This is a genomic window from Bacteroides helcogenes P 36-108 (assembly GCF_000186225.1).
Classification (GTDB): domain Bacteria; phylum Bacteroidota; class Bacteroidia; order Bacteroidales; family Bacteroidaceae; genus Bacteroides; species Bacteroides helcogenes.
The window spans coordinates 2,345,171-2,372,101 of sequence record NC_014933.1 but is presented as its reverse complement, the minus strand read 5'-3'; the positions used below and the strand labels follow the sequence as shown (position 1 = coordinate 2,372,101).

Below are 26,931 nucleotides of genomic sequence, written 5' to 3'. Positions count from 1 at the left end.
TGAAGATTTCTGCCTCCGCCACATGCACGGAAAGGAAAAAGAAGATACAAAAAATCCCCCGCGACCAATATACAGGCCGCGGAGGAAGTTTGTTTGTTTTGTTGCACTCCTCCGTTTGAAAGGAGGACCTTTTATGAATTCGTTTGCCTACTCCGGCATCTGCTTATTTGCTATATTTCAACAATTGAAAACTGTATGTACCTTTTTCCGTACTAAAATTATAGTTGCCCTTGAATATGATGGGAACCTTTACCACTGTGCCGGCCTGATCGCTTACCTTAAAGTAAAGGTAGGTTTCTGATTCAAACTGGTATGTGTAACCGTCACCGCCGTTTACCGGAGACAGTGACAAGCCCTGTGCCGACCAATCGAACAATGTAGAAGAATAAGAGTAATCAGTACCCCAATAATAAACCTGTCCTTTCTCGAAGCTGAACTTCAGTTCCACATTCAATGCGAATCCATCGGAACCGCCGCGAGTGGCAGACTTGTAGTTTCCGGTCATCACCACTTTCTCAAAACTTTTATCAGAGACTCTGGCACAATCGTAGGAAGCTGTACTGTTCTGCTTCAAGGCTTCAAGCACTCCACGCATGTCTTCGGTCAGTACCGAAGGAACGTTCTTCAAATCCGATACGTTCAGTGTGGCATACTCGGCGCCATAGGTGCTCATTACCGTTGCAAAACCCGATGTCTGAGTCTGTTCTGCCATTGCTTCGTCAGAAGAAGCAGAGCAAGCGGTCAAACCATTCATCATCAACAGCAACATAAAAGAATAAACTAAAGAATAAAAAGTCTTCATAAAAAGGTCCTCCAATTTTAAATTATTTGTTTTTCTTGTAAATTCTGAAAATTGTTTTGTTTGTATTCCTCGTATGGGGACCATTGTTTGTCTTTTGACACTGCAAACATAGGTGTTTTATTCATAACAAAAAAACTTTTTCAAGAAAAAATGAATTATTTACCTATCTTTTTTGAATGAAACACACCCTATGCAACAAACCAACATGGAATATACAACTTTCTGAGGGGTGTTGAATGAAATCCACCCTCTCCGGAGAGATGAAATTACCACCTATCCGAAGATGAACGATTCACCCACCATAGAGAAAGATGATATATGCCTTGCAGAAAACAACCACTCCCTCCGGATGCAATTGCAAGAATCACCTCTTAACAAAGATGAATACGCCAATTAATAGATATTAAGAATCGGGCTACCTTTGTACCGAGCAAAACAAAACCAACTGAATATGGAAAATAAAAGGAATCTGTTATTATTCACTTGTCTGTTTGCCGCCACCTTATTATATGGGCAGGTGGTAGGAGTCAAGACAAATGTGCTGATGGACATCACCAAAACCATCAATCTGGGGGCGGAAATAGGATTGAACAAGAAAACCACCCTGGATCTGTACTTCAACTACAATCCCTGGAAAGAAAACGACTACAAGATGTTCAAGATGCTGGCTTTCCAGCCTGAGTACCGCTATTGGTTCTGCGACCGCTTCAACGGTCACTTCGTCGGCGTGCATGCCCACGGAGGCGTATATCAGGCAGCAGGCATAGACATGCCCTTCGGGCTTTGGAAAGACCTGAAAGACCACCGCTACAAAGGGCACTTCTACGGAGCAGGCGTTTCCTACGGCTACCAGTGGATCATGGGCAGGCACTGGAACATCGAGGCCAACATCGGCGTGGGCTACGTGCGCGCCAAGTATGAGAAGTACCCGTGTGTGGAATGCGGAGACAAGGAAGACGAAGGACACAAGAACTACTTCGGACCTACCAAGGCCGCCGTCAGCTTAATCTATTTATTCTGAAACCAACCGCAAAGATTATGAAAAGAGCAATATACCTTATATTATTGATAATGCTGCCGGCGCTGAAGCCTGCGGCGCAGTCCGTCGTTGTTTACAAAGACCAGGTGCGCATAGAGAACCAGTCCGTCACCCGCAGTGACGACAACCGCCTGACCATAGCCATGGACATCATCATGCAGAGCAACATGAAAATCTCCTCCAACCGTGCCGCCACCCTGACCCCCATGCTGGAGGCCGACGGCAACACCAAAGCCCTGGCGCCGGTAGTAGTGTACGGCCGCCGCCGCAATCTGGTGAGCGAGCGCAACAAGTCCATACCCAAAGACGCCTTTGCCATTATCCGCCGCAAACGCAAGACGGAGCAGAAGGTGAGCTACCTTGTGCAACTGCCCTACGAGGCATGGATGCAGCACGCCAACCTGACCTTGGACGCCGACCTCTGCGGCTGCCGCGACGTGGTGGAAGCAAGTGAACTGGACCCCATCACCACGCTGAACATCGAGCGCACCAAGCTCCATCCGGCCATTGCCTACATAGCCCCCAAGGCCGAGGAGGTGAAACATCGAGCCGAAGTGGGCAGCGCATTCCTCGACTATCCGGTGAACAAAACCGTGATTTATCCCGAATATCGCCGCAACCAGTCGGAACTTGCCAAGATACGCGCCATCATCGACACCATCCGTGCCGACAAGAATATCTCCATCACCGGCATACGCATGGAGGGATATGCCTCGCCCGAAGGCAGCTACGCCAACAACACACGCCTTGCCAAAGGACGTACGGAGGCTTTGCTGAACTACGTGCGCAAGTTATACAACTTTCCCGAAGACATGCTGACAATGACCTCCACGCCCGAAGACTGGGCGGGATTCCGCAAGTTCGTCGGACAGTCTTCACTGCCACAGAAAGAGGAGATACTCCAAATCATCGACCTCGACGAGAAAGACATGGACGCCAAGGAGCACCGCATAGCCCGCTTCGTGGGACCGGACACCTACCGCTTCCTGCTGAACGAATGCTATCCCGCCCTGCGCCATTCCGACTATACGGTGTCCTACACCGTGCGCGGTTTCAACGTGGACGAGACGCGTGAACTGATCAACACCCGCCCGCAGCAGTTGAGCCTGCAAGAAATCTACAACCTGGCACAGACCTGCAAAGCGGGCAGCGAAGAGTTCAACCACGCCTTCCAAGTGGCCGTCCTCATGTTTCCCAACGATCCCACGGCCAACCTCAACGCCGCCGCCATGGAGATACAACGGGGCGGAGACTTGAGCGCAGCCAAAAAGTATCTTGCCAAAGCAGACGCTTCCAGAGGTGAAACGCAAAACAACCTCGGCGTGATAGCTTTGATGGAAGGCGACCTCGACGCTGCGGCAGAGCACCTGAACCGCGCCCAAGAAGCCGGCATAACCGAAGCCGGAGCCAACATCGAGGAACTGACCAAGCAGCGCAACTTCCCCGTACAATAACCACCTTCATCATAATCAAGACAGCAGCCCCGGAAGCATGGTGACAATTACACCACTTCCGGGGCTGCTTATATATATTTGAGCACGGCTAAACCTCCACTCTACGCAGCTAAACCTCCACTCTACGCGGCTAAACCTCCACTCTGCACGGCTAAACCTCCACTCTACGCGGCTAAACCTCCACTCTGCACGGCTAAACCTCCACTTTACGCAGATAAGCACAGGCCTTTCTTCAATCGTATTGAAAGCAAATACCCGATACCTTGAAAGCAAGCACCCGATACCTTGCAAGCAAACACCCGATACCTTGAAAGCAAACACCCGATACCCCGAAAGCAAGCACCCGATACCTTGAAAGCAAGCGCCCGATATTCTGAAAGCAAGCACCCGATACTCTGAAAGCAAACACCCGATACCCCGAAAGCAAGCACCCGACACCTTGAAAGCATAAAAAGGTATTTCTTTCCAGCATTATTTTTCTTGTTTAAGTGCATCGGGAAATCAAATGAAGGGTGGTAAATTAAAAAACAAGATGAAATGGCGGAAAGAAAGGGTGGGAGTTTCATTCCACTGAAAAAAAACGATATTTTTCTGAAGAAAACTTCCAACCGACTGAAATCAGCATAGGCGGATATTACTTCAAAAAGAGGGGTATAATGTGCACAACGCAGCTTGCAACCTGCTTGAGAGCATCGTGAATCATTCAATTTTGATTGAAACACACCCTTTCTAAAAAGTATTTGAAAATTGACAAAAACGCCAACGAACAGGTATTTGTTTACGCCGTACATTTGCAATGTCGAAAAGACAAACAAACAAATAAACAGAAAACAATAACAAACAAACGAAAAAGCAAAAGAAGAAAAGAAAACTTCCGGGGCTTGTTCTTATTATAATAAGGCTCCCCAATAACTACAAAATGTTGTGCGCCCAAGATGCACAAGCCGAACCACATTATTATATAAGTAATAATGCCCCTCTCGAAAAAAGTCTTTAAATGTACTACTTTAAAAGTACAATCCCAAAAAAACAAGAAATTATTATTATTTTTTTAAACATAACGAATATGAAACTTAGAAGTTTATTTTTAGCAAGTTTGGCTGCAATGACAATGGTATCTTGCAGCAATGAGAATGACCCCATTAATAATGGTGGCGAAGGTGAAAAGAATGCAACGTTGTTGTTCAGCATCGGTGTTCCTGCTACACGTGCTACCGCTGGTGGAACAGAAGAAGGTACTGCTTCTGAACAGACGTTCAATACCGCCGAAGTTAAGGTGAAATACAGCAATGGTACTACAGCTCAATTCAGTTTTACAACGAATGACTTCGATAAGAACTCCAGTGTATATACATTGAAAAATGCAAAGAAAATGGTAGTTGGTGCAGACGCAAATGCTACGGTATATGTAACCATTAATGGTGGAGAAGAGGTTAGTGAGACTGCAACAAAGACAGCAGATTATGATGCTAATGCATCCATCACTACAGGCATCGCCGCAGCCAATAACTTCTTGATGTCCGGTTCTGCAACATGCGCCATCACAGCAGGAATAACCAACAATGTAAAAGTTACTGTAAACCGTGTAGCTGCCAAAATTTCTGAAGAATCAACTGCTACTTCTACCTCTGAATTCACTTTCAAGACAGATTATAGAGTGGACGGAGTGACTGTATCTACTGAAGAAGAGACAATGACAGCCACTATCAAAGGCTACGCTTTGTATAACTTGAACAAAGCTACTAATGTATTTGCATCAACTACATTCGCCACAGCAGATTTCTTTAAATCTATCACATTCAACAAAGACAACAAAGTTGAATATGCAAATTTTGTAAACAGAACTATCGGTGATGGCTCGACCGGTGCTTACACATATTGCACAGAAAATAATTCTGTTGCCAATCCGACTGCCATTATCTACAAAGTGACATACACATACGGTAACGGTAATGCAACAAATTCATTCTTCACTCAGAAAAAAGAAGACGGTAAGACTGTACTCTACAAAGATTTTGAAACTTTGAATAAAGACAATAGCCAAGCTTTCAGTGCACAAGGTTTGACTGCCACCAGCACTTATGATGAATTCATTAAGGTAGGTGTAGTTAAATACGAAGCAGGTGTGGCATATTATCTCAAGAACATTGAAACTGCAGGTCAAACAAACGCCATGATTGTACGCAACAATGTTTATAAGCTGAATGTCAGCAAGATTGGTGGTCTTGGAAAAGCTGTCATAGACGAAACGACTCCGGGTGATCCCACATACCTGACACTGAACGTAACAGTAGCACAATGGACTATCAACTTAAATAGCTTCGAGCTTTAATTTCCCATAACCGTAACGTATTAGTAAAACTCAAAAAAAAGGAAGGGGTGTTCAACCCCACCCCTTCCCTTTTTCTTTCTCAAAGATATCTATCAAACAAAACATCATCAAGCTTTAAAAAAACAAGAAAGCATGAAACGAATATTCACCAACATACAGCAATCAGCGAAAAGCGTAGTGCTATTTACAGTATTGGCTGGTGCAATGGCATCCTGCGACACAGTCCTGGATTTTAAAGAAGGCGATTGCAGCATCGAATACCAAGTAAAGTTCAAGTATGACTACAACATGAAGAAAGTGGACGCTTTTGCACAAGATGTGAAGACAGTTACCCTTTATGCTTTCGGCGAAGACGGAACCCTCGTCTATCAGAAAACCGAGGAAGGCGAACGCCTCTCCACCGGTGAATATGCCATGACCGTAGAAATGGCTCCCGGCGACTACGACCTCATCACTTGGGGCGGAGTGGACGACCAATCGTTCGCCGTACCCTTGCTTACCCCCGGCGTTTCCACGCGCGAAGACCTCACCGTGCTGACCCGCCGCAACATAGACAACGCCACCCGTGCCGCAGGCGAAGAAGGACAATACGTGGTGCAGCACAGCCTGCCCTCCCTGTTCCACGGAAGAGTGCAGCGGGTGACCTTCGCCACACCAACAGCAACAACCCGTGCCCGTCAGCAAGTGGTGACTACCGTCCCCTTGGTGAAGAACACCAACACCATACGCGTGGTAATCGCCCAGGTGAACAACACCGGCCAGGCCGCCACACGCGCCATCGGCAAAGAAAGCTTCAGCTATGCCATCTACGATGACAACGGCTACATGAACTACGACAACAGCCTGCTGTCCGACAACCTCCTGACGTATCAGCCATACGTCACCGAGAGCTCCAGCGTCAGCACCCGCGCCTTCAGCGCCGACGGAACCACCGAAACCTCATACCCCGCCGCCGTGGCCGAGATAAGCGTGGCCCGCCTGCTCGAAACCCAAAGCCCCCGGCTCGAGATCATCGACTCCGACACCGGCAAGGAGCTTCTTCCCAGCAGCAACCTCATAGGCTATCTGTCACTCCTCAAAGAGCAAGGCTTCATAGATATGCCCCTCTCCGAGTATCTGGACCGTGAAGACAGCTTCGGCATGATCTTCTTTGTGGACGAAAACCTCACAATGATAAAGACCGTGATCCAGATTAACGACTGGATAGTAAATATCAATGATTTCGAACTCTAAAAACGAAGGAACAATATGAGACGACTCAGACATATATATTACTTGCTTGCGCTTATCGGCACTATGCTCGCATCATGCACCAACGGTGACATCATCGAAAGCCGGGACAAGACACAGCTCAGCCTGACAATCAATCTGACCGATACGAGAGCAAGCGAAGCCGAGAATTACGACCTCGCTACCGAAAGATACATCTCCGACGTAGCGGTATATCTCTTCTCGGGCACGGGTGATTTCATCGAACGGCTTTCGGCAACCACCCTTATGGGAACCGACGGAGACGCCACCCGCACCATCTTTGGTGTATTGAACCACGACTACTCTGCATACACCGCCGGAGTAGAGGTTGTAGTATTGACAAACTTAGCGACAAGAGGTGTCACTGCACCGGCTACTGTAAGCAACAAAACAGACTTGTACAGCAAGCTGACATATAACTATACAGCCGGAAACGAGTGGAAATTTCAAGATTCGCCCAAGCAACATATCCCGATGAGTGGTTGCAGCAGCTCCATGACGATAACCGCCGGTAAGGTAAACACCGCCACCATCAGTCTTTATAGAGCCGTGGCAAGGGTAGATGTGCTTCTTAACGGAGGTGAGGGCTTCGACCACTTCACTCCCACCGGACTGAAAATCACACGATACAACCGGACAGGCCATTGCGCATCCCAAAACGGAGCCATCCATGTGCCTGCTGATGCCGCAGCAGCAACAAACGCTGCTGCCCTGTTCCGACCGGATTATTCAACGCAGTTATACAGAATCTATATCCCGGAATTCGACAATTCGGGGGCGGAACATGCTCAAATAGAGTTGACCGGAAACCTGAAGGCGGCCGGCGACGCGACAGCGATCTCAAAGACTTATTATATGAACTTCAAATTCAACGACAAAGAGAATACTGATATAGTACGCAATAATCTGTACCGCTTTTTAATTACTAAGATTAATGATGAGATAACGGTAAACCAGTCACTTGTATATGAAGTAGAGAAATGGGGAACAGTAAGCGTAAATGTACCATCGTTTAACTAACGGATAAGAGGAGGAATTTTTCATGAAGAAACAAAACAACATATCAAGATTCATAAAGAAAGCATGCTATGCCACAATAGCCATACTTGGCTTTGCGGCCTGTGCCGATGATACATACCAGACAAATGAGGTAGAAGAAGGGACACCGGTAAGCGTAAGCTTCCAGTTTAACACCTCTGTCCTTGACGAAGTTGTGACACGCAGTCTGACCGATGCCGGGGAATTTCAGATGAATGACTTATATCTGCTCATTTTTGACTCCAAAGGAGACAGAAAAAAAGGATGTCAATATTATGACACAGATGCTTTAGCCGCATTCAATCACAAGAACGGTACACAAGATAATCCTACAAATGGTACTATCACGGACATCGAGACAACCAGTGGACAAAGCTACATTTACGGCATAGCCAATGTAGTGGGAAACGAACTGGACAATAAGAGTGATTTGAAAACCAAGCTGGACGGAGTAAAGAACGTTACCGAACTGAAAGCACTGGCGGCCACATTGAACAATCCGGGCAACATAGCCCGCAGCGTGGCATCCCTGCTTATGAGTGGTACTTTTCAGGCAACAAGTGCAACCGACGAACAAAAAGCGGAAGGATATTGTGTAATACCCGCCACAAACAGCACAATCAGTGGAAAATTGTATTTGAGACGCTTGGACTCTCACATTACATTCAAGATTCTATTAGGTTCCAAAATCAATAGTTTTGAATTCAAAAGCTGGCAGGTGTACAATATCCCCAACCAGTCTTACTTGATAGATCGGAGCACACAATATGCAGCAGCTACATACGACAATAGCGAGTTGCAAGCTACTTATACCAAGAGCGACAACACTTACTCCTTTGACTTCTATATGCAAGAGAATCTGAAAAAGGCGATAACGGCCGCTGACGGTACAGCACTCACCGCCTATAAAGACAGAGAAAAAGAGCTGAAAAACAGTGACTATACAAATACAGGAATCTATAAATACGTAGAGCCCTATGCCACTTTCGTAGAATTAAAAGCCAAAATGGAGATAAAGTTGGATGATGTTACCAGAATTGCCGACGTAAGATATGTCATTCATTTGGGTGGAGGAAAAGACGACTTTACGAACTTCAACAGCTTGCGCAACAAGAAATATACCTATAACGTGACGATTGAGGATGTAAACAGCATAATAGTAGAGGTGCAAAAGAGCGAAGATGACGCAGATGCCCGCCCCGGAGCAGAAGGCGATGTTGTAGATACTAACACGGAGGTTATAAACCTGGATGCACACTACAATTGCTTCAACATAGGTATTACAAAAGACGCAATGACGGATTTTTCTTTCATTATCCAGTCTCCTTTTGCCCCAGATGCCATTTATAACGTAAACGGAAAGATTGGAGGTATAAACAATACAGAGCAGGAGAATGGAGATTATAAATGGATAAAGCTACGCAGAACTACAAACGCCACTGCATTGGCACAATATAATTCTAAAAATACAATCACTCTATATGATTTGGCGGATGACATGAAGAAGTACGCTACCAGCACAAAGAAGAAAACTTATTATTACACCGTCTTCATCAATGAATACTTCTATGATGAAGCTCCTACTGCCGCCACAAAGAGTAGTTGGAAAACTCCGCTATGGCGAAACTTCGTAAACAAAGAAAACCGCAAGCTATTGCTATTCTTAGGCACACAATACAGTGCGGATAAAGAAAGCAGCTATTCCAATGCTAAATATCTGATCAGCCAAAAGTCTATACAGACATATTACAGTACAGAGACATTCAATAAACCACAGAATGCCTTGGGTATGGAACATGCCAATGAAACAGGAGCTCCTGCTTGGAAAGATATAACAGCAGATGACTGGGATACCGGCAACGGCTTTTATAACACCTACCGATATTTCTTTGATATTCTCGAAAGTGATAGAACATGGGGAAATTTTGTAAACTACACTGTTTCATCTTCTTTCCCCTATACATATAGCATGAAAGACGTGACTGCCATTGCCGAATGCTTGTCACGCAATAGAGACGAGAATGGAGACGGTACTATCGACCAAGAGGAATTGAAATGGTATTTGCCTTCCAGAGACCAACTTGTATCCATGTTTTTAGGAGCAAAGAGCCTGCCCACCCCGATGTTCGATGACAAATCCATTACACATGTAGATTATAATGACGGAGGAAATCATTATATCACCAGCGACAAGAATAAGATATGGGCAGAAGAAGGGTGCTCGTTCGGTTCTACTGATGATGTTGAAAAATTCCCTCGGCTGTTGAGATGCGTACGCAATCTGAACATCACCAATAAGGGAGTTAATACAGTGGCAGCTTCTCCCGCTTACGAATATTACTCAAGCAATAGAGTGTTTGCCATGAACCAATTGACAAGCCAAAACAAGAGAGCCGGAAAAGTAACGAGTGAGTTGGATTTCCATGATAACTTTAGTGATACGAATAGACCGTATAAAGCTTTCCAAATGGCCAATGAATTTATTACTGGAAGAAAGTGGACTTCTGATTGGAAAGATCTGTTTACTGTCAATAGCAGCAATGAGTCTTTATGCAAAGACTACACAGAAAATGGAAAGAAATGGAGAGCACCCAATCAGCGCGAATTCATGATAATGTTTCTTCAAAATGAAAGTAATGTAAAGGATGGCGGTTATGCCGCATTTTCAAGGACTCATTGGAAATATGATTCAGACAGACACTTCGGTCTGGACAGTAGACAGTTATTCTTAGATTGTCACGATAAAAATACAAAGTACAATCGTACCATCCGTTGTGTACGTGATGTTGACGTAGATGCCAACGGTAATATAATAAATGAGTAAAAAAATAAATATATAAAAAAACATACATATAAGTTATGAAAACGTCTAATTATGCCTCCGATACATCGGACAATGCACAGCAAATATGCATTTACGAAGAAAATGATTGTTGGTATGCCGACAAGCGTTCAGCAGATATTATAAAACAGGCCGCCGAAAAGGAAGTCGTGAAGAAGAGAACACAAAGATTCTTCGGCCTCCTCACCGACCGTGTGGAAGTAGATTTCAAAGCAATGATAGAAAAATTCAATGTTAAGATCTGCTCCGACAAAAAGATAATCTTGACTCTGTAAAACATAAAAACGGAACAGTCTTCACCAAGAAAGACGTCCGGAAGAATTATAAGAGAAAAACAAGATTTTCTTTTTAATAAGAAGATATTGTTTGTTTTGTTTGTGTTCCTCTTTCTGCTTATCAATGCCGTCTGTGAAGATAGCGATAAGCAGAAGGGGATTTTCTGCTCTATTACAATAAGATAAAAAAGGAATAAACAGAAACAGTTCCAATTAAAAATATTATCTTTGTAAACTGAAGAACCAAATAATCTTAGAGCAAGAATTATCATGAGCAGATTCATCAACCCATACTCAGACTACGGATTCAAACTTCTATTCGGACGGGAAGTGTCAAAAGACTTACTTATCGATTTCCTCAACGGATTGTTAGTAGGCGAGCGTGTAATTACAGACTTGACTTTTCTGAACAATGAACAACTACCCGAATATCAAGAAGGGCGCGGCATAATCTACGATGTATATTGCACCACAGATACCGGCGAAAAAATTATCGTAGAAATGCAGAACCGTTCGCAAGTAAACTTCAAAGACCGTGCGCTGTTCTATCTGAGTAAAGCGGTAGTGAACCAAGGGCTCACCGGTTCGGACTGGATGTTCGGAGTAAAAGCTGTCTATGGCGTGTTTTTTATGAATTTCTTGCTCGACGGCGAAGAACAAAAACTCCGTACAGACGTTATTCTTGCAGACCGTGAAACGGGAAAAATATTCTCGGACAAACTGAGGCAAATCTTCATCGCCCTCCCATTGTTCGACAAGGACGAGGAAGAATGCGAAAATGATTTTGAACGTTGGATTTATGTATTGAAGAATATGGAAACTCTGGAAAGAATGCCATTCAAGGCAAGAAAAGCTGTCTTCGAAAGACTCGAAGAATTGGCCGACGTGGGCGCCCTCTCCAAACATGAACGAGAGGTGTATGACAACAGCCTGAAAGTCTATCGTGACTATCTGGTAACTATGGAAGCCGCCAAAATAGAAGGACGTGAAGAAGGACGGGTAGAAGGACGGGTAGAAGGAATCGAGATAGGCATAAAAAAAAGTCAAACAGATACTGCACTCCGAATGAAATCGAAGGGAATGTCGGTAAGTGAAATTGCCGACATTACAGGTCTGACCCTGACGGAAATAGAAGCGTTGCAGGCTTAAAATAAGACTCGAAGAATTGCGGTATGGCCCCATAGGTGTGCATACCGCTAAAAGATTTATTCATAATGTCACTACGAACAAAAGAAAAATAAAAAAGGCAGCTTTTCACAAAGCCGCCTTTTTCAGTTTTCAATAGGTATTAGTTTTTTTTAAGGTAAAAAGATTGTTTTCAGGATAACGCTGCAAAGATAGCCGCTTTTCGTGATATCAACCAAATTAAAAAACATGTCTTATAACATCTTTTCGAGAATTCTTTTGGATTCGTTATCATTTCGAAGCACTTTTCTACACCTGCAATCGTTTTCAACGGACAAATATAAGGCAATTTTCCTTGAAACACTAAAATTATCCTAAATATTTACTCATTTGTTGTCATTTGGGTAGTGTTCGTCTATCCTACCGCCATGTTTCAGCACTTTTGCATCAATAAAGAACACTATTTCCTCGGCTATATTTGTGATATGATCGCCCGAACGCTCCAGCTTGCGGAAAACACTGACCATATTCAGGCAAGAAAGCGCACTCTCCGGATGTGCATTGATGTGCCCGGCAAGAATGGAGGTGGCTTCGGCATTTATCTCATCCAGCAGATTGTCTTTGGCAAATACAGCCGTAGCCTGTTCCAGATTCTCTTCTTTGAGGGCATTCTTAGTCAACTCAAGCATGGAGAGTACCTGCGAAATCATCTCTTCCAGACGAAGCTTCTTTATCAAGTCGGCATCCAAAGCCGGTTCAGTACAATTGATGACAAAACGGGCAATTCCCTCGGCAAAGTCACCCAAACGCTCCAGATTCGTGTTTATCTTCAGCATGGCAAGGACAAAACGCAAGTCGATGGCAACAGGATTATAAAGAGCTATGATATCCTCCACGTCACTGTCAATCTTCAGTTCAAAAGCATTGACACGACGCTCGCGCACCAGCACTTGCTGGGCCAGTTCACGGTCCAAAGTCAGCACAGCATCTCCTGCACGGTCGATCTGATTATAAACCAAGGTCCACATTTCGTCTATTTCCTTTTTCAGCAAGACGAGTTCCGATTCGATAAACTTTACCATAATATTGTTGTTTTCAAATTAATAATTACTTTTTCCGGGAATGACAAACAAAAACTCAGCCGAAACGCCCCGTGATATAATTCTGCGTCTCCACCTTTTCGGGATTGGTAAATATCTTTTTGGTATCACCGACCTCTATCATCTCACCCATATAGAAGAAGGCGGTACTGTCACTGACACGCGCCGCCTGCTGCATGTTGTGCGTCACGATAACGATGGTATATTGCTTCTTCAGCTCATGGATAAGCTCCTCTACCTTAGCGGTGGAAATAGGATCGAGGGCAGAAGCCGGCTCATCCATCAGCAATACGGAGGGAGACACGGCCATCGCACGGGCAATGCACAGGCGTTGCTGCTGTCCGCCCGAAAGAGCGTATGCGGAAACTTTCAGTTTGTCTTTCACTTCATCCCAAAGGGCTGCGCCTTTCAAGGTTTCTTCCACCCGCCGGCGGATAAAGGCGCTGTCGGTCACACCGTTTACACGGAGCCCGTAAGCCACATTCTCAAAAATGCTTTTCGGAAAAGGATTGGGGCGCTGGAATACCATACCCACATTCTTGCGAAGCTCATCCACCCGGACACCTTTTCCATAGATGTTTTGCCCGTCAATGCAAATTTCGCCGGACAACCGGGTAGCCGGTATCAAATCATTCATCCTGTTCAACAAACGGAGAAAAGTGGATTTTCCGCATCCCGAAGGACCGATAAAAGCCACAACCGACTTTTCTTCAATATCCATACTGATGCCCTTCAATGCATGGAAATCACCATACCAAAAGTTTACATCACGCGTCTCTATCTTCATGTGCACAATCTTTCAAAATTAGTTTGTCTTTATTCTTTTCTCAAAATATTTCCTCAAGGCGTTTGCCAGAAGGTTTACCAAAAGGATAATTACTATCAGCACCAATGCAGTGCCATAAGCTATGGGAAGCTGGGCTTCCATGTCAGTTCCGCTGGTAGAGATGACATACAAATGATAGGGCAATGCCATGCACTGGTCCAGAATGCCGGCAGGCAACTGCGGCAGAAAGTATGCGGCGCAGGTAAAGAGAATAGGCGCCGTCTCGCCGGAAACACGTCCCAAAGCCAGGATCAGCCCGGTGATGATATTGGGCATGCCCATAGGAAGGACAACATGCCAGATGGTCTGGAGCTTGGTTGCTCCCAAAGCACGGCTGCCCTCACGCAGACTGTCGGGAATGGTTTTCAGGGCCTCTTCCGTGGTGCGGATAACCAACGGCAGACTGAGCAGCCCCAAAGTAAGCGAACCTGCAAGAATACTGTCACCAAAATCCATGTAGTTGACAAACAGCGCCATGCCGAACAAACCGAACACAATGGAAGGGATGCCACTCAGATTGTTCGTCATCACACGGATAAGGCGTACAATCCAGCCCTTCGGAGCATACTCGTTCATATAGATACCACTCATCACTCCTACCGGAAAAGCGAACAGGGCACTGCCAGCCATCAGACAGAATGTTCCCACAATAGCGGGGAAAATGCCCCCGGCCGTCATACCGTCGGCAGGAGCAGTAGTAAGGAATTCCCAACTGATGACTCCTATGCCCTTATAGACTATAAAACCGAGAATAGCGAAAAGTATTACCACTACACCCAGACTGAGCATACGGAACAACCCGAATGCCATGTTCTGTGAAAATTGTTTCCTGTTCATCATATCTATTTCCGTCTCGCCGATACAGCTTCTACCGTAAAGTTTATCAATAAACTAATAAAGAACAAAACCACCCCTAAAAGAAACAGGGCCTCATAATGGGAACCGCCTGCAGGGGCTTCACCCAACTCGGCCGCAATGGTGGCCGGGATGGTACGCAAAGGCTCCAGAATGGTATGGGGAATAACAGCAGCATTGCCCGTCACCATCAGCACCGCCATCGTTTCGCCCACCGCACGGCCTATGCCCAGCACCACGCCCGATGTGATGCCCGATATGGAATAGGGTATCACCACCTTGTATATAGTCTGCCACTGCGAAGCGCCAAGTGCCAGACTTGCCTCACGCATGGCACGCGGGCAGTTGCGCAACGCATCTTCCGTAACCGTGATGATGGTAGGCAATGCCATTATCGCCAGTACAATGCTTCCCGCCAACCCACTTTCGCCCACAGGCAAATCGAATGTTTTCTGGATAAAGGGAACAATGACTATCAATCCGAAAAAGCCATATACCACGGAAGGAATTCCACTCAGCAGCTCTATCACCGGCTTCATCAGGTTACGAATCCCGGAGTTTGCCACTTCGGACATATATATAGCCACTGCCAGCCCGAACGGCAGTGCCATGAGTATGGCAAACAAACTTACCCACAAGGTCCCGGTTATCAACGGCAGAAAACCAAACTGCGGAGCAGGAGTTGCCGTAGGAAACCATTCGGAACCGGCAAATACATCTTTTACCGAAATAGTATTGTCTTTCAGCAAATGTACAGAGTCCGGATGCACGATAAACTGCGCGGGAACAAAAGCGATGATGCCCGGAGTATGCTCCACCAATTCGGTAATGCAGACACCTGCATTTTCATAGGCGCTCCCCAACTGCTCCTCGGTATAATATTTCGTGATATCCTCCAGACGGAAAAGGCGGATGGGAAGATCTTCCCCACCCACTTCGTCCCAATTCGTGATCTCCTCATCGAAGACGTCCTTTATCTGGGCAGGAGTAAGCCCTTTCACCCTGTTGGCTTTGTTCAGGGCCAGCACATATCCTTCTTCGATCACCTTGCCGCCAAAAAGCCCCAAGGCTTCAGAAAAGAGAAACAAGACGATAAGCACAATGGTGAGGCTTGTTACAAAACCGCTACAAGCCAATACACCTTCCACTATCTTTTCAAAAACCTTCTTCATATCACCCGTTGATTTTCCTGACGCAAAGAAACGTGCTGCGTATTAAGAGGATGTGACTAACGTTTGAAAGAAATGTTTCAAACCTGTTACAAAAGCGTTACAATAGACGGAAGCCGCACGCGTGTAACGGGATTGTAACATGCGTTGCTTTAATTTGCAGCAAAAGCAAATGGGGCTTTATCATTCTTAAACCAGTTTGAACATAATGAAAACCAAGAATCTCTTTCTAATCATTTCTTTCCTGCAATTTGCCGCAACAGGCATGCAGGCACAGCGCATCAAAGGCAGTGACACCGTGCTACCCATAGCACAACAAACTGCCGAACACTTCATGACATTGGTTCCCGGAGCCCGGATAACCGTCACCGGCGGCGGAACAGGAGTAGGCATTTCGGCACTGCTGGACGAAACGACAGATATTGCCATGGCTTCACGGGCCATCAAATTCAGCGAAAAGATGAAAGCGAAAGCCGCCGGCGAAGAACTGGAAGAAATACCCATAGCCTATGACGCCCTCGCCGTTGTGGTACACCCTTCCAATCCGGTGAAACAACTGACACGACGGCAACTGGAAGATATCTTCCGTGGCAAAATCACCAACTGGAAACAAGTGGGCGGAGATGACCGGAAAATCGTGGTTTACTCACGCGAAACGTCTTCGGGAACCTATGAATTCTTCAAAGAAAGCGTCTTGAAAAACAAGAATTATATGAGCAGCAGTCTTTCCATGCCCGCCACGGGAGCCATCATACAGTCTGTGAGCCAGACACGCGGCGCCATAGGATATGTAGGGCTTGCCTACGTATCGCCCCGCATCAAGACGCTTTCCGTATCTTACGACGGCAGACACTTCGCCACCCCCACCCTCGAAAATGCCGTCAACAAATCATACCCCATCGTACGTCCGCTATTCTACTACTACAATAAGAAAAACGCTGAAAAAATAGCTCCTCTACTGCAATTCATGCTATCACCCGCAGGGCAAGGAATCATTAAAAAGAGTGGATATATTCCCGTGAAATAACGATATACGGAAAAATAGTCGTATTTTTGCGCCACGATACGAAAATAGACAGCATTATGGCAGAAATGAAAAGCGAAGAAACAGGCGAAAAGAAGGGCCTGAACTTCATAGAGCAAATAGTAGAGAACGATTTGAAAGAAGGCAAAAACGGCGGAAAAGTACAGACACGTTTCCCGCCGGAACCCAACGGTTACCTCCATATCGGACATGCCAAGGCCATCTGCCTTGATTTCGGTATTGCCGCAGCACACGGTGGTGTCTGCAACCTGCGTTTCGACGACACCAACCCCACAAAAGAAGATGTGGAATATGTGGAAGCCATCAAGGAAGACATCAGATGGCTGGGCTATCAATGGGGTAACGAATATTATGCATCCGACTACTTCCAGCAACTCTGGGACTTCGCCATCCGCCTCATCAAAGAGGGCAAAGCGTATATAGACGAGCAGAGCGCCGAACAGATTGCCGCCCAAAAAGGCACTCCCACCCAACCGGGCGTGGAAAGCCCCTACCGCAACCGTTCCGTCGAAGAAAGCCTTGAACTGTTCATGAAGATGAACAGCGGTGAAATAGAAGAAGGAGCCATGGTGCTCCGTGCCAAGATAGATATGGCGAACCCCAACATGCACTTCCGCGACCCGATCATCTATCGTGTGGTGAAACATCCGCACCACCGTACAGGCACTGCATGGAAGGCTTATCCGATGTATGACTTCGCCCACGGAGAAAGTGATTTCTTTGAAGGCGTGACACACTCTTTATGTACGCTGGAATTTGTGGTTCACCGCCCGCTTTACGATCTCTTCATCGACTGGCTGAAGGAAGGCAAGGATCTGAACGACAACCGTCCGCGCCAGTACGAATTCAATAAACTGAACCTCAGCTACACACTGATGAGCAAACGTAACCTGCTTACACTGGTCAAGGAAGGGCTCGTCAATGGCTGGGACGATCCGCGTATGCCTACCATCTGCGGCTTCCGCCGTCGCGGTTATTCTCCGGAATCCATTCATAAGTTCATCGATAAAATCGGTTATACCACCTACGATGCACTCAACGAATTCGCACTGTTGGAAAGTGCCGTGCGCGAAGACCTGAACGGCCGTGCCACCCGCATCTCTGCTGTCCTGAACCCTGTAAAACTAATCATAACCAATTACCCAGAAGGACAGGTGGAGGAACTGGAGGCGGTCAACAATCCCGAAAGACCTGAGGACGGCAGCCACACCATTGAATTCAGCCGCGAATTGTGGATGGAGCGTGACGACTTCATGGAGGACGCCCCGAAGAAATACTTCCGCATGACACCCGGACAGGAGGTGCGTCTGAAGAGTGCATACATCGTAAAATGTACCGGTTGCAAGAAAAACGACGCCGGTGAAGTAGTGGAAGTATATTGTGAATATGATGCCAATACCAAAAGCGGAATGCCGGAAGCTAACCGCAAGGTTAAGGGCACACTCCACTGGGTAAGCTGCGGCCACTGCATTGAGGCCGAAGTACGCCTCTATGACCGCTTGTGGAAGGTGGAGAACCCCCGCGACGAACTTGCTGCCATCCGTGAAGAAAAGAACTGTGATGCACTGACAGCCATGAAGGAAATCATCAACCCCGACTCCCTTCACGTGTTGCCTTGCTGTTACATCGAAAAGTATGCGGCCGGCATGCAGCCCCTCACCTACCTGCAATTTCAGCGCATCGGCTACTTCAATGTAGATCGTGACTCCACACCTGAAAAAATGGTGTTCAACCGCACCGTAGGGCTGAAGGACAATTGGGGGAAAATCAACAAATAACAAGAGACCAAATGCAATGAGCAAAAAGAATCTCCTATCCGGAAGGGACAAAGAACTGCAACAACTGGCGGAACAATATGAGGCTGCGCAAGCTGAAAACAAGTCAATCTATATGGATGCGGATGACTTGGCCGACCTTGCAGACTGGTACGCCGTCCGTCATAAATACGAGATGGCTAACGAGGTGGTGGAACATGGCTTAAGCCTGCATCCCGAAAACACTGCCTTGCTGGTAGAGCAGGCCTACCTGTGCATGGATACCCGGAACAGAGAAAAAGCCCAGAAGATAGCAGAGAAAATCAGTGACAATTCTCCGGAAGTAAAAGTGCTGAAAGCCAGCCTCCTGCTGGAAGAAGGCAAATTAGACGATGCAGAGTTATTGATTGACAGCATAGAGGACAAGGAAGACCTTGCCAATATCGTCGATGTGGCCTACATGTATATTGACATGGACTATCCGGAAAAAGCATCGGTATGGATAGCACGCGGACTCGAACAATATGCCGAAGAAGAAGCATTTCTTGCCGTTACCGGTGACTGCCAATATGCCCAAGGCTTATATGAACAAGCTGCAACGATTTATAACAGACTGATAGACAAGAATCCATATTCAGCATCTTACTGGTTCGGACTGGCCCGTTGCCACTTTGACCGGCAAATGTTTGACAAAGCCATTGAAGCCTGCGACTTTGCCATCGTAGCCGATGAGGAATTTACCGATGCCTATATCATGAAAGGGCATGCTTTCTTCCAACTTGGCAATGAAGAAGGAGCTATGGAATGCTACCGACAGGCTGAAAAACTCGACGCCATCACTCCGGGATTCATACATACCTTCATCGGGCTGAATTGTGTCTCCAAAGAAGAATGGGCGGAAGGTTTGGAACATCTGGAACAGGCTATAAAGTCCAAAGACGAGGACGACATGCTGACCTTGACCTCTCTCTATGCCAATGCAGCGCTTTGCCTTCATAAATTGGGCAAAAAACGCAAAGCCCACCAGTATTGCAAAAAAGCATATACCCTGAATCCCAAAGACATAGATCCTTATCTCGTTGAAGGACGCATTTACATGGAAGAAGAAGAATACGAGAAGGGGATCAAACAGTGGGCCAAAGCCCTGGAATATGCCCCGTATGCCGAAACCTGGCACGAGATAGGTTTATGCAGCATGGAGATAGGCCAGTTGAGCTATGCCAAGCTTGCCTTTGAACGTGTCAAGGAGATGGAACCCGATTATGAAGGTATAAACGAGAAGTTGGTCTCCATATACATGCTGCTAAAAGATAAAGAAAACTTCATGAAATACAACCGGCTTTGTAAACAGCCTTTCAATCTGGATGAACTGGAAAAACTACAGCAAATGCTGGAAGATGAAAATCAGGATGACCTGGCCAAAGTAATGAAGAATATTTTTGAATCACTTAAATAACGTACGGTAAACCGCAAATCAAAAAATGGAATCATCTGCAGAACTCATCAAATGGGTATTAGAGAACCTGAACTACTGGGTAGTCACCATATTCATGGCTATTGAAAGTTCGTTCATCCCTTTCCCGTCGGAAGTCATTGTTCCGCCGGCCGCATGGAAATCCATGGCGGACGAAAGCATGAACATCTTCCTTGTCGTTGTCATTGCAACCGTCGGAGCAGATATAGGTGCATTAATCAACTACTATCTGGCACGCTGGCTGGGACGCCCCATCGTATATAAGTTTGCCAATAGCCGTTTCGGTCACATGTGCCTCATTGATGAAGAAAAAGTGCATCATGCAGAAGAATACTTCAGACAGCACGGTGCAGCGTCCACATTCTTCGGACGCCTCATTCCTGCCGTACGGCAGCTTATCAGCATTCCCGCAGGCTTGGCAGGCATGAAGCTGGGGCCGTTCCTGCTTTACACCACACTTGGCGCCGGAATATGGAACTCCATCCTTGCTCTGCTCGGTTACCTGATCTATCGCTTTACGGACATCAAGACTACGAATGACGTATATGTGATGGCTACAAAATACAGCCATGAAATCGGTTATGTCATTATGACAGTCGCTGTACTGGTGGCAGCTTTCCTTATTTATAAAGGCATGAAGAAAAAATAGGACGGTGTGTCCTGTTACGAATGGAAAGGCGGCGGACAAGTCCTTGACTTTGTCCGCCGCCTTTTTACCTGCATTTGCCCGAATCAGGCTCAATGCTTCACCGCTTCAATCGCTTTATCATAATCAGGTTCTTGGGTGATTTCAGGAACAAGTTCCGTATAGGCAATCTTTCCATCTTTGCCGATAACCACTATCGCACGTGCCAGCAAGCCCGCAAGCGGACCGTCTGCCATACGGACTCCATAATTCTCATCAAAATCAGAAAAACGAAAATCAGATAACGGGATTACATTCTCAATCCCTTCAGTGGTACAGAAACGTGCGTGTGCAAAGGGCAAATCCTTGGAAACGGCCAGCACTACCGTATCGGGCAAGCCGGCAGCCAACTTATTGAATTTGCGCACAGAAGCCGCGCATACACCGGTATCCAGACTTGGAAAGATGTTCAACACCACATGCTTTCCATTCAAATCTTTCAAAGAAAACGAGGATAAATCCGTCTTTACCAATTCAAAATCAGGGGCAACTGAACCCACTTTTATAAATTCACCGATAATCCTGACCGGTTGACCTTTAAAATTTGTTGTAGCCATAGTTTTATCAAATTATATATAGGCATAACAAATCAGATGTCGGAAAAGTTCAATGTCGGAAATATAAACCTCAGATGTGTCAACGATTTAAAAAGCGGGACATCGTGGTGCGTGAGACTCCCATTTCCCTGGCAAGCGATGCACAGGAAGCCCCTTTCTTGTGCGCCTTTAAAAGCTGCCTCTTATTTTCACAAAGCAGTTTGGTCTTAGGCATATCCCCCTTCTTACGTCCTAAATGTTTCCCCTCCTGCCTTCTCCTCGCAAGCGCTTCTTTTGTACGCATGGAAATCAGATTACGCTCAATCTCAGCCATCAGCCCAAAAGCAAACCCCAGCACTTTGCTGTTAATGTCATTTTGAAATACATATCCTTCTTTGGTGCTGTACAACACAACTTCTTTCTTGATGCATGAGTTAAGGATAGTCATAATCTCCAGCAAGGTACGGCTAAGGCGGGAGATTTCTGTCACAATCAGTGAATCTCCCGGCCTCATCCTCTCCAATAATCCCGACAACTTCCTTTCCTTTGTACTCACTTTTCCACTGACCGTTTCCATATACCACCGGTCAATTTTTAAACCATTTTTTTCAGCAAAGCGTACAATCTCCTCACGCTGATTTTCTAAAAACTGCTTTTCCGTACTCACTCTTAAATAAGCTACTACTGCCATAATTATTAAATGTTTATTAATTGGTTACGCCGCCAAAGAACGGCTATTCAAATAAGAGTGGCAACATACCGGTATGTCTCCCCGGAAATATACGCTTTATCTTCTGTCAGAAAAATCCCTTATTGCAGATTTATTCTACCACTTTTTGGTTATCTTTGTACTGCTTTTGAAAACTCCTCTATATGCAAAAATAGAAGAGGAATATAAATAACCAACAGTAATAACCACTAACTAAAAAATTGGAAAATTATGGCAATGCATACATGGTTTGAGTGCAAAATCCGTTACGAAAAGACAATGGATAACGGAATGAATAAGAAAGTGACCGAACCCTACCTTGTAGATGCACTCAGCTTTACAGAGGCGGAAGCACGCATCATTGAGGAAATGACTCCTTTTATTTCGGGAGAGTTTACCGTATCGGATATCAAACGAGCCAATTACAGCGAATTATTCCCAAGTGAGGAAGAAGCCGCCGACCGTTGGTTTAAATGCAAACTGGTATTCATCACGCTTGACGAAAAAAGCGGTGCTGAAAAGAAAACCTCCACTCAAGTATTGGTGCAGGCGGCAGACTTGCGAGACGCTGTGAAGAAACTGGACGAAGGCATGAAGGGAACAATGGCTGATTATCAGATTGCATCGGTAGCAGAAACAGCCATCATGGATGTATATCCGTATAGTGCAGAACCGAATGACAAACCGGAAGTATAAATATTTACAAACATTTCACAAGTCACGAGAATGCGATTAAAAAAGAATTGTCCTTCCCGCCCCAATAGTTTCTGAACGGGAAAAGAGATTCAGTATAACATCTTAGGATTTTTACTAAAACTTCGGGAGATTTTTAGTAAAAATCCTAAGAAGTTTTAGTAAAAACCTTAAGGCCATTTTCTCAATAACAAGGCAATGATTAATTATAATTCATAAGCCTTTTACAGAATGTGCGAAACTTCTTATTAAATGTTCAAATGATGATTGCAAAAAATTTAAAACAAATACTGAGCGAACTGCCAGAAGGAGTACAACTGGTAGCTGTTTCCAAATTTCACCCCAATGAGGCGATAGAAGAAGCATATCGCGCCGGCCAACGTGTGTTCGGAGAAAGTAAGGTGCAGGAGATGACCGCCAAGTATGAAAGCCTTCCTAAAGATATAGAATGGCATTTCATCGGACATCTGCAAAGCAATAAAATAAAATACATTGTTCCGTACGTAGCATTGATTCATGGGATAGACTCTTATAAACTGCTTGCTGAAGTCAACAAACAGGCAGCCAAGATGAACAGAACCGTGGATTGCCTGCTGCAACTGCACATTGCACGCGAAGAAACCAAGTTCGGATTCAGCTTTGACGAGTGCCGGGAGATGCTGTCATCCGGCGGATGGAAAAAACTGGGAAATATACGGATCTGCGGACTGATGGGAATGGCCACCAACACTGATAATGCCGAACAAATCAAAGCTGAATTTTGTTCATTAGAAAGCTTCTTCCATGAAGTGAAGTCCACTTGGTTTCCCGATGAAGGATCATTCCGGGAACTGTCCATGGGAATGTCTCATGACTATCATGAAGCCATTGCCGCCGGAAGTACCCTGATACGTGTGGGAAGCAAAATTTTTGGAGAGAGAAACTATCAATAAATAATCATTATCATGACAACATTAGAAACGAGTTTTGCCGGGTTAAAACTGAAAAACCCGATTATCGTCAGCAGTTCCGGACTGACAGACAGCGCCGCCAAAAACCAGAAATTGGCCGAATCAGGTGCAGGAGCCATTGTGCTCAAATCTCTTTTTGAAGAACAAATCATGATGGAGGCCGACTGGCTGGGAGATCCCAACATGTATCCCGAAGGCAGCGACTACCTTGTAGGCTACATCCGCCAACATAAATTGGGTGAATACTTGAACCTGATCAGAGACAGCAAGAAAAGCTGTAATATTCCGGTCATCGCCAGCATAAACTGTTATCAAAACGCGGATTGGGTTGACTTTGCAAAGCAAATAGAAGAAGCGGGTGCAGATGCACTGGAAATTAACATTCTTGCCCTGCAAACAGATGTGGAATATACTTATGGCTCCTTTGAACAACGGCACATTGACATCCTGAGCCATATTAAAAAAACTGTCAATATTCCGGTTATCATGAAGTTAGGTGATAATCTGACCAATCCCGTCGCTCTTATCAATCAATTATATGCCAATGGAGCCGCCGCAATAGTGCTGTTCAACCGTTTCTACCAGCCGGACATCAATATCGAGAAAATGACACAGGTTTCCGGCAATGTATTCAGTAGCGAGGCAGATCTGTCCAAAGCCTTACGATGGATCGGCATTGCTTCCGCATCCGTAGGCAATCTGGATTATGCGGCATCAGGCGGCATACATTCACCGGAAGGTGTTGTCAAGGCTATATTGGCGGGCGCTTCTGCCGTAGAAATATGCAGTGTACTTTACCAGAACTCCTATTCGACAATTGCCGAATTCACCCGTTTCCTTAACTCGTGGATGGATTTCAAGGGAATGAAAAGCATCAATCAGTTTAAAGGTATTCTGAATGTAAATGATCCGAAAGGCATCAACACATTTGAACGTACTCAGTTCTTGAAATACTTCACTTCACGCGATTAAACTTCCGCAGAATCATAAGAAATAGAAACGGGGTTCCTTATGAACCCCGTTTCTATTTCTTATCCAAAGCCTCAAAGCAAGAATTCTTGCTGACAAACTCCGGAACAATGTCCTTCATGGCGGCTACTATCTTCATCTGATCATAGGTATAGCTTACATCAATCAACTTCCGGATGCGTTCTTTCACATCATCATAATCATATTCGCGGACAGTGGCAATCATAATCTTCTCATGATAAGTAGGCTTTGTCAGCTCTTTTACATTCAAAAGTTCTTCATAAAGCTTTTCACCATGACGCAGACCTGTAAACTCGATCTTCACATCCGTACGGCCGGAAAGGCTGATCATACGCTTGGCAAGGTCAACAATCTTCACCGGCTTGCCCATATCGAAAATGTATATTTCTCCGCCATTACCCATACTTCCGGCTTCAAGCACCAGACGGCAGGCTTCAGGAATAGTCATGAAATAGCGTATAATTTCAGGATGGGTCACAGTAACAGGGCCTCCCCGCTGAATCTGGTCACGAAAGCGGGGAATCACAGAACCGTTGGAGCCTAAGACATTGCCAAAGCGGGTAGTAATAAATTGGGTAACATGCCCTCCCTCCTTTTGCAACTTCTTAGCCAAAGACTGTACATAAATCTCACAAATACGCTTGGAACAGCCCATCACATTGGTTGGGTTGACAGCTTTATCGGTAGAAATCATGACAAACTTCTCAGCACCGTATTTCACAGCCAGATCGGCCACCGTACGTGTTCCAAAGATGTTGACCTGAATGGATTCGGACACGTTATCTTCCATCATAGGCACATGCTTATAAGCAGCGGCATGGAAAATATACTGAGGCTTGAATTCCTGAAAAATAGCCTCCATACGGGTGACATTGGAAATATCGGCAATGATGGTCTCGGCATCTATATCACGCCAACGATCCTGAAGTTCCAAACGGATGTCATGCAAAGGAGTCTCCGCCTGATCTACCAAAATCAGCTTATAGGGATTGAAAGAAGCGACCTGACGCATTATTTCACTACCAATGGAACCGGCAGCACCGGTAATCATTACACGTTTGCCTTCCAAATGGGAAGCTACCTTATGAATATCAATCTCAATGGGATTTCGCTGCAGCAGGTCTTCAATCTGTATTTCCTTCAACTGGGTGCGGTTCAGCGTCTGTCCGTCCCACTCACTCAAGGGGGGAGCCGTCATCAGCTTAACGTTATGCGCCAGCAAGCGGTCAGTCATATCAGACTTTTTCAGTTCCTCCATCTTGGCAGGAGAAATGATGATGGTCTGTACATCACGGTCATTTAGAACGTCAATCAATGTATCGTCATTGGGGAATACTCTGACACCCATCATCACTTTGTTTATCAATTCAGGTTCATCCGCAATGAATCCGCGCAAACGGTAATGATTGCGCAAATTTACACGTAAGGCTTTAGCGATATTTACACCGGCTTCTTTAGCACCATAAATAAAAACATTTGCACTATGCGTGCCGTCAAAATTCAAGGCTTCAAAAAATGTCTTGACAACTACACGAGAACAGGACATCATGGCAAAACTGATAATATAAGACATGAACAACACACTGACCGGAGCCAGATTAAAGTTCATATAATTGCCGACCAGGACACTCGTAACCATCAACACCGCATACGATACCGTCAACGAAACAAAGATACGCATTATATCGACAAAGGAAGAAAAACGCAACACATTGGAATAGGTACGGAAAACCCTGAAAAACACAAGATTTACAATAACCGTCCATAAAATAGTCTTATCAATGGTAGATGATTCCAGAAAAACGCTCCTGAAGTCATATCGGAGTGCATAGGCCAAAAGACTGGATATGATGATGATAAACACATCAATCAACAGAATAGTCCATATCGGCAGTACTTTCGCGGAAAGATACCGATGAAAAAATTTTCGCTTCATTTCGCTTGACAGTTTTTGTTTTAGGCGAGGCAAAGATACACTATTTTAGCA

At 45.4% G+C, this 26,931-nt stretch carries 23 protein-coding genes; 15 read left to right on the top strand and 8 right to left on the bottom strand.

From position 1 onward, the window contains the following. Positions 1–163: 163 nt before the first annotated feature. Positions 164–802: a DUF5033 domain-containing protein gene (locus tag BACHE_RS09560; RefSeq protein WP_013547493.1), complete on the bottom strand. Its 639-nt coding sequence runs from the start codon at positions 800–802 to the stop codon at positions 164–166. A gap of 451 nt (positions 803–1,253) precedes the next feature. On the opposite strand from BACHE_RS09560, the gene BACHE_RS09555 reads away from it, so the two are divergent. From BACHE_RS09555 to BACHE_RS09515, 8 genes are all read left to right on the top strand, one after another. After that, on the top strand, positions 1,254–1,823 hold the full coding sequence (locus BACHE_RS09555) for a DUF3575 domain-containing protein (RefSeq protein ID WP_041579313.1): 570 nt from the start codon (positions 1,254–1,256) through the stop codon (positions 1,821–1,823). Positions 1,824–1,840: 17 nt separating this feature from the next. Then, positions 1,841–3,295, top strand: a complete 1,455-nt coding sequence (locus BACHE_RS09550; RefSeq protein WP_013547490.1) for a DUF3868 domain-containing protein — start codon at positions 1,841–1,843, stop codon at positions 3,293–3,295. Positions 3,296–4,361: 1,066 nt separating this feature from the next. Further along, on the top strand, positions 4,362–5,627 hold the full coding sequence (locus BACHE_RS09545) for an Mfa1 family fimbria major subunit (protein ID WP_013547488.1): 1,266 nt from the start codon (positions 4,362–4,364) through the stop codon (positions 5,625–5,627). 132 nt (positions 5,628–5,759) lie between these two features. Then, the gene (locus tag BACHE_RS09540) at positions 5,760–6,860 is read left to right on the top strand and encodes a FimB/Mfa2 family fimbrial subunit (protein WP_013547487.1); all 1,101 of its coding nucleotides are present in this window, start codon (positions 5,760–5,762) and stop codon (positions 6,858–6,860) included. Between the two features lie 15 nt (positions 6,861–6,875). Then, a complete protein-coding gene (locus BACHE_RS09535; RefSeq protein ID WP_013547486.1) occupies positions 6,876–7,898 on the top strand; it encodes a FimB/Mfa2 family fimbrial subunit in 1,023 nt (340 codons plus the stop codon). Positions 7,899–7,920: 22 nt separating this feature from the next. Further along, complete coding sequence (locus tag BACHE_RS09530; protein ID WP_013547485.1) at positions 7,921–10,740, top strand: DUF4906 domain-containing protein; 2,820 nt, start codon at positions 7,921–7,923, stop codon at positions 10,738–10,740. Positions 10,741–10,775: 35 nt separating this feature from the next. After that, on the top strand, positions 10,776–11,033 hold the full coding sequence (locus BACHE_RS09525; RefSeq protein WP_013547484.1) for a hypothetical protein: 258 nt from the start codon (positions 10,776–10,778) through the stop codon (positions 11,031–11,033). A 270-nt stretch (positions 11,034–11,303) separates the two neighbouring features. Beyond that, positions 11,304–12,182 carry an Rpn family recombination-promoting nuclease/putative transposase gene (locus tag BACHE_RS09515; RefSeq protein ID WP_013547483.1) on the top strand — a complete coding sequence of 293 codons (879 nt, stop codon included), beginning with the start codon at positions 11,304–11,306 and terminating at the stop codon, positions 12,180–12,182. Between the two features lie 362 nt (positions 12,183–12,544). On the opposite strand, the gene phoU is transcribed toward BACHE_RS09515, so the two are convergent. Genes phoU through pstC form a run of 4 tightly spaced genes read right to left on the bottom strand, consistent with a single transcriptional unit; the run spans position 12,545 to position 16,111 of the window. Continuing rightward, a complete protein-coding gene (gene phoU / locus BACHE_RS09510; RefSeq protein ID WP_013547482.1) occupies positions 12,545–13,240 on the bottom strand; it encodes a phosphate signaling complex protein PhoU in 696 nt (231 codons plus the stop codon). 55 nt (positions 13,241–13,295) lie between these two features. Continuing rightward, a complete protein-coding gene (pstB, locus tag BACHE_RS09505; RefSeq protein WP_041579309.1) occupies positions 13,296–14,045 on the bottom strand; it encodes a phosphate ABC transporter ATP-binding protein PstB in 750 nt (249 codons plus the stop codon). An 18-nt stretch (positions 14,046–14,063) separates the two neighbouring features. Next, positions 14,064–14,924: a phosphate ABC transporter permease PstA gene (gene pstA, locus BACHE_RS09500; RefSeq protein WP_041579307.1), complete on the bottom strand. Its 861-nt coding sequence runs from the start codon at positions 14,922–14,924 to the stop codon at positions 14,064–14,066. Between the two features lie 2 nt (positions 14,925–14,926). Then, the gene (gene pstC, locus BACHE_RS09495; protein ID WP_013547479.1) at positions 14,927–16,111 is read right to left on the bottom strand and encodes a phosphate ABC transporter permease subunit PstC; all 1,185 of its coding nucleotides are present in this window, start codon (positions 16,109–16,111) and stop codon (positions 14,927–14,929) included. A 205-nt stretch (positions 16,112–16,316) separates the two neighbouring features. On the opposite strand from pstC, the gene BACHE_RS09490 reads away from it, so the two are divergent. Genes BACHE_RS09490 through BACHE_RS09475 form a run of 4 tightly spaced genes read left to right on the top strand, consistent with a single transcriptional unit; the run spans position 16,317 to position 21,030 of the window. Further along, positions 16,317–17,135 carry a PstS family phosphate ABC transporter substrate-binding protein gene (locus tag BACHE_RS09490; protein WP_013547478.1) on the top strand — a complete coding sequence of 273 codons (819 nt, stop codon included), beginning with the start codon at positions 16,317–16,319 and terminating at the stop codon, positions 17,133–17,135. Between the two features lie 56 nt (positions 17,136–17,191). Further along, positions 17,192–18,931 carry a glutamine--tRNA ligase/YqeY domain fusion protein gene (locus BACHE_RS09485; RefSeq protein ID WP_013547477.1) on the top strand — a complete coding sequence of 580 codons (1,740 nt, stop codon included), beginning with the start codon at positions 17,192–17,194 and terminating at the stop codon, positions 18,929–18,931. A 16-nt stretch (positions 18,932–18,947) separates the two neighbouring features. Next, on the top strand, positions 18,948–20,363 hold the full coding sequence (locus BACHE_RS09480; protein WP_013547476.1) for a tetratricopeptide repeat protein: 1,416 nt from the start codon (positions 18,948–18,950) through the stop codon (positions 20,361–20,363). A gap of 25 nt (positions 20,364–20,388) precedes the next feature. Further along, positions 20,389–21,030, top strand: coding sequence for a DedA family protein (locus BACHE_RS09475; protein WP_013547475.1), 642 nt, complete (start codon positions 20,389–20,391; stop codon positions 21,028–21,030). An 89-nt stretch (positions 21,031–21,119) separates the two neighbouring features. Here BACHE_RS09475 and tpx read toward each other — a convergent pair whose 3' ends face one another. Both tpx and BACHE_RS09465 read right to left on the bottom strand, forming a co-directional pair. Continuing rightward, positions 21,120–21,623 carry a thiol peroxidase gene (tpx, locus tag BACHE_RS09470; protein ID WP_013547474.1) on the bottom strand — a complete coding sequence of 168 codons (504 nt, stop codon included), beginning with the start codon at positions 21,621–21,623 and terminating at the stop codon, positions 21,120–21,122. A 79-nt stretch (positions 21,624–21,702) separates the two neighbouring features. Then, positions 21,703–22,293 (bottom strand): master DNA invertase Mpi family serine-type recombinase, encoded by a 591-nt coding sequence (locus BACHE_RS09465; protein WP_013547473.1) that lies wholly within the window; start codon positions 22,291–22,293, stop codon positions 21,703–21,705. A gap of 249 nt (positions 22,294–22,542) precedes the next feature. Between BACHE_RS09465 and BACHE_RS09460 the strand changes: the two genes are divergently transcribed. The 3 genes from BACHE_RS09460 (at position 22,543) to BACHE_RS09450 (ending at position 24,926) form a co-directional block, all read left to right on the top strand. After that, positions 22,543–23,007 carry a DUF4494 domain-containing protein gene (locus BACHE_RS09460; RefSeq protein ID WP_013547472.1) on the top strand — a complete coding sequence of 155 codons (465 nt, stop codon included), beginning with the start codon at positions 22,543–22,545 and terminating at the stop codon, positions 23,005–23,007. Positions 23,008–23,264: 257 nt separating this feature from the next. Further along, a complete protein-coding gene (locus BACHE_RS09455; protein ID WP_041579306.1) occupies positions 23,265–23,936 on the top strand; it encodes a YggS family pyridoxal phosphate-dependent enzyme in 672 nt (223 codons plus the stop codon). Between the two features lie 12 nt (positions 23,937–23,948). After that, complete coding sequence (locus BACHE_RS09450; protein WP_013547470.1) at positions 23,949–24,926, top strand: dihydroorotate dehydrogenase-like protein; 978 nt, start codon at positions 23,949–23,951, stop codon at positions 24,924–24,926. Positions 24,927–24,978: 52 nt separating this feature from the next. Here BACHE_RS09450 and BACHE_RS09445 read toward each other — a convergent pair whose 3' ends face one another. Beyond that, positions 24,979–26,880: a polysaccharide biosynthesis protein gene (locus BACHE_RS09445; protein ID WP_013547469.1), complete on the bottom strand. Its 1,902-nt coding sequence runs from the start codon at positions 26,878–26,880 to the stop codon at positions 24,979–24,981. Between the last annotated feature and the right edge of the window lie 51 nt (positions 26,881–26,931).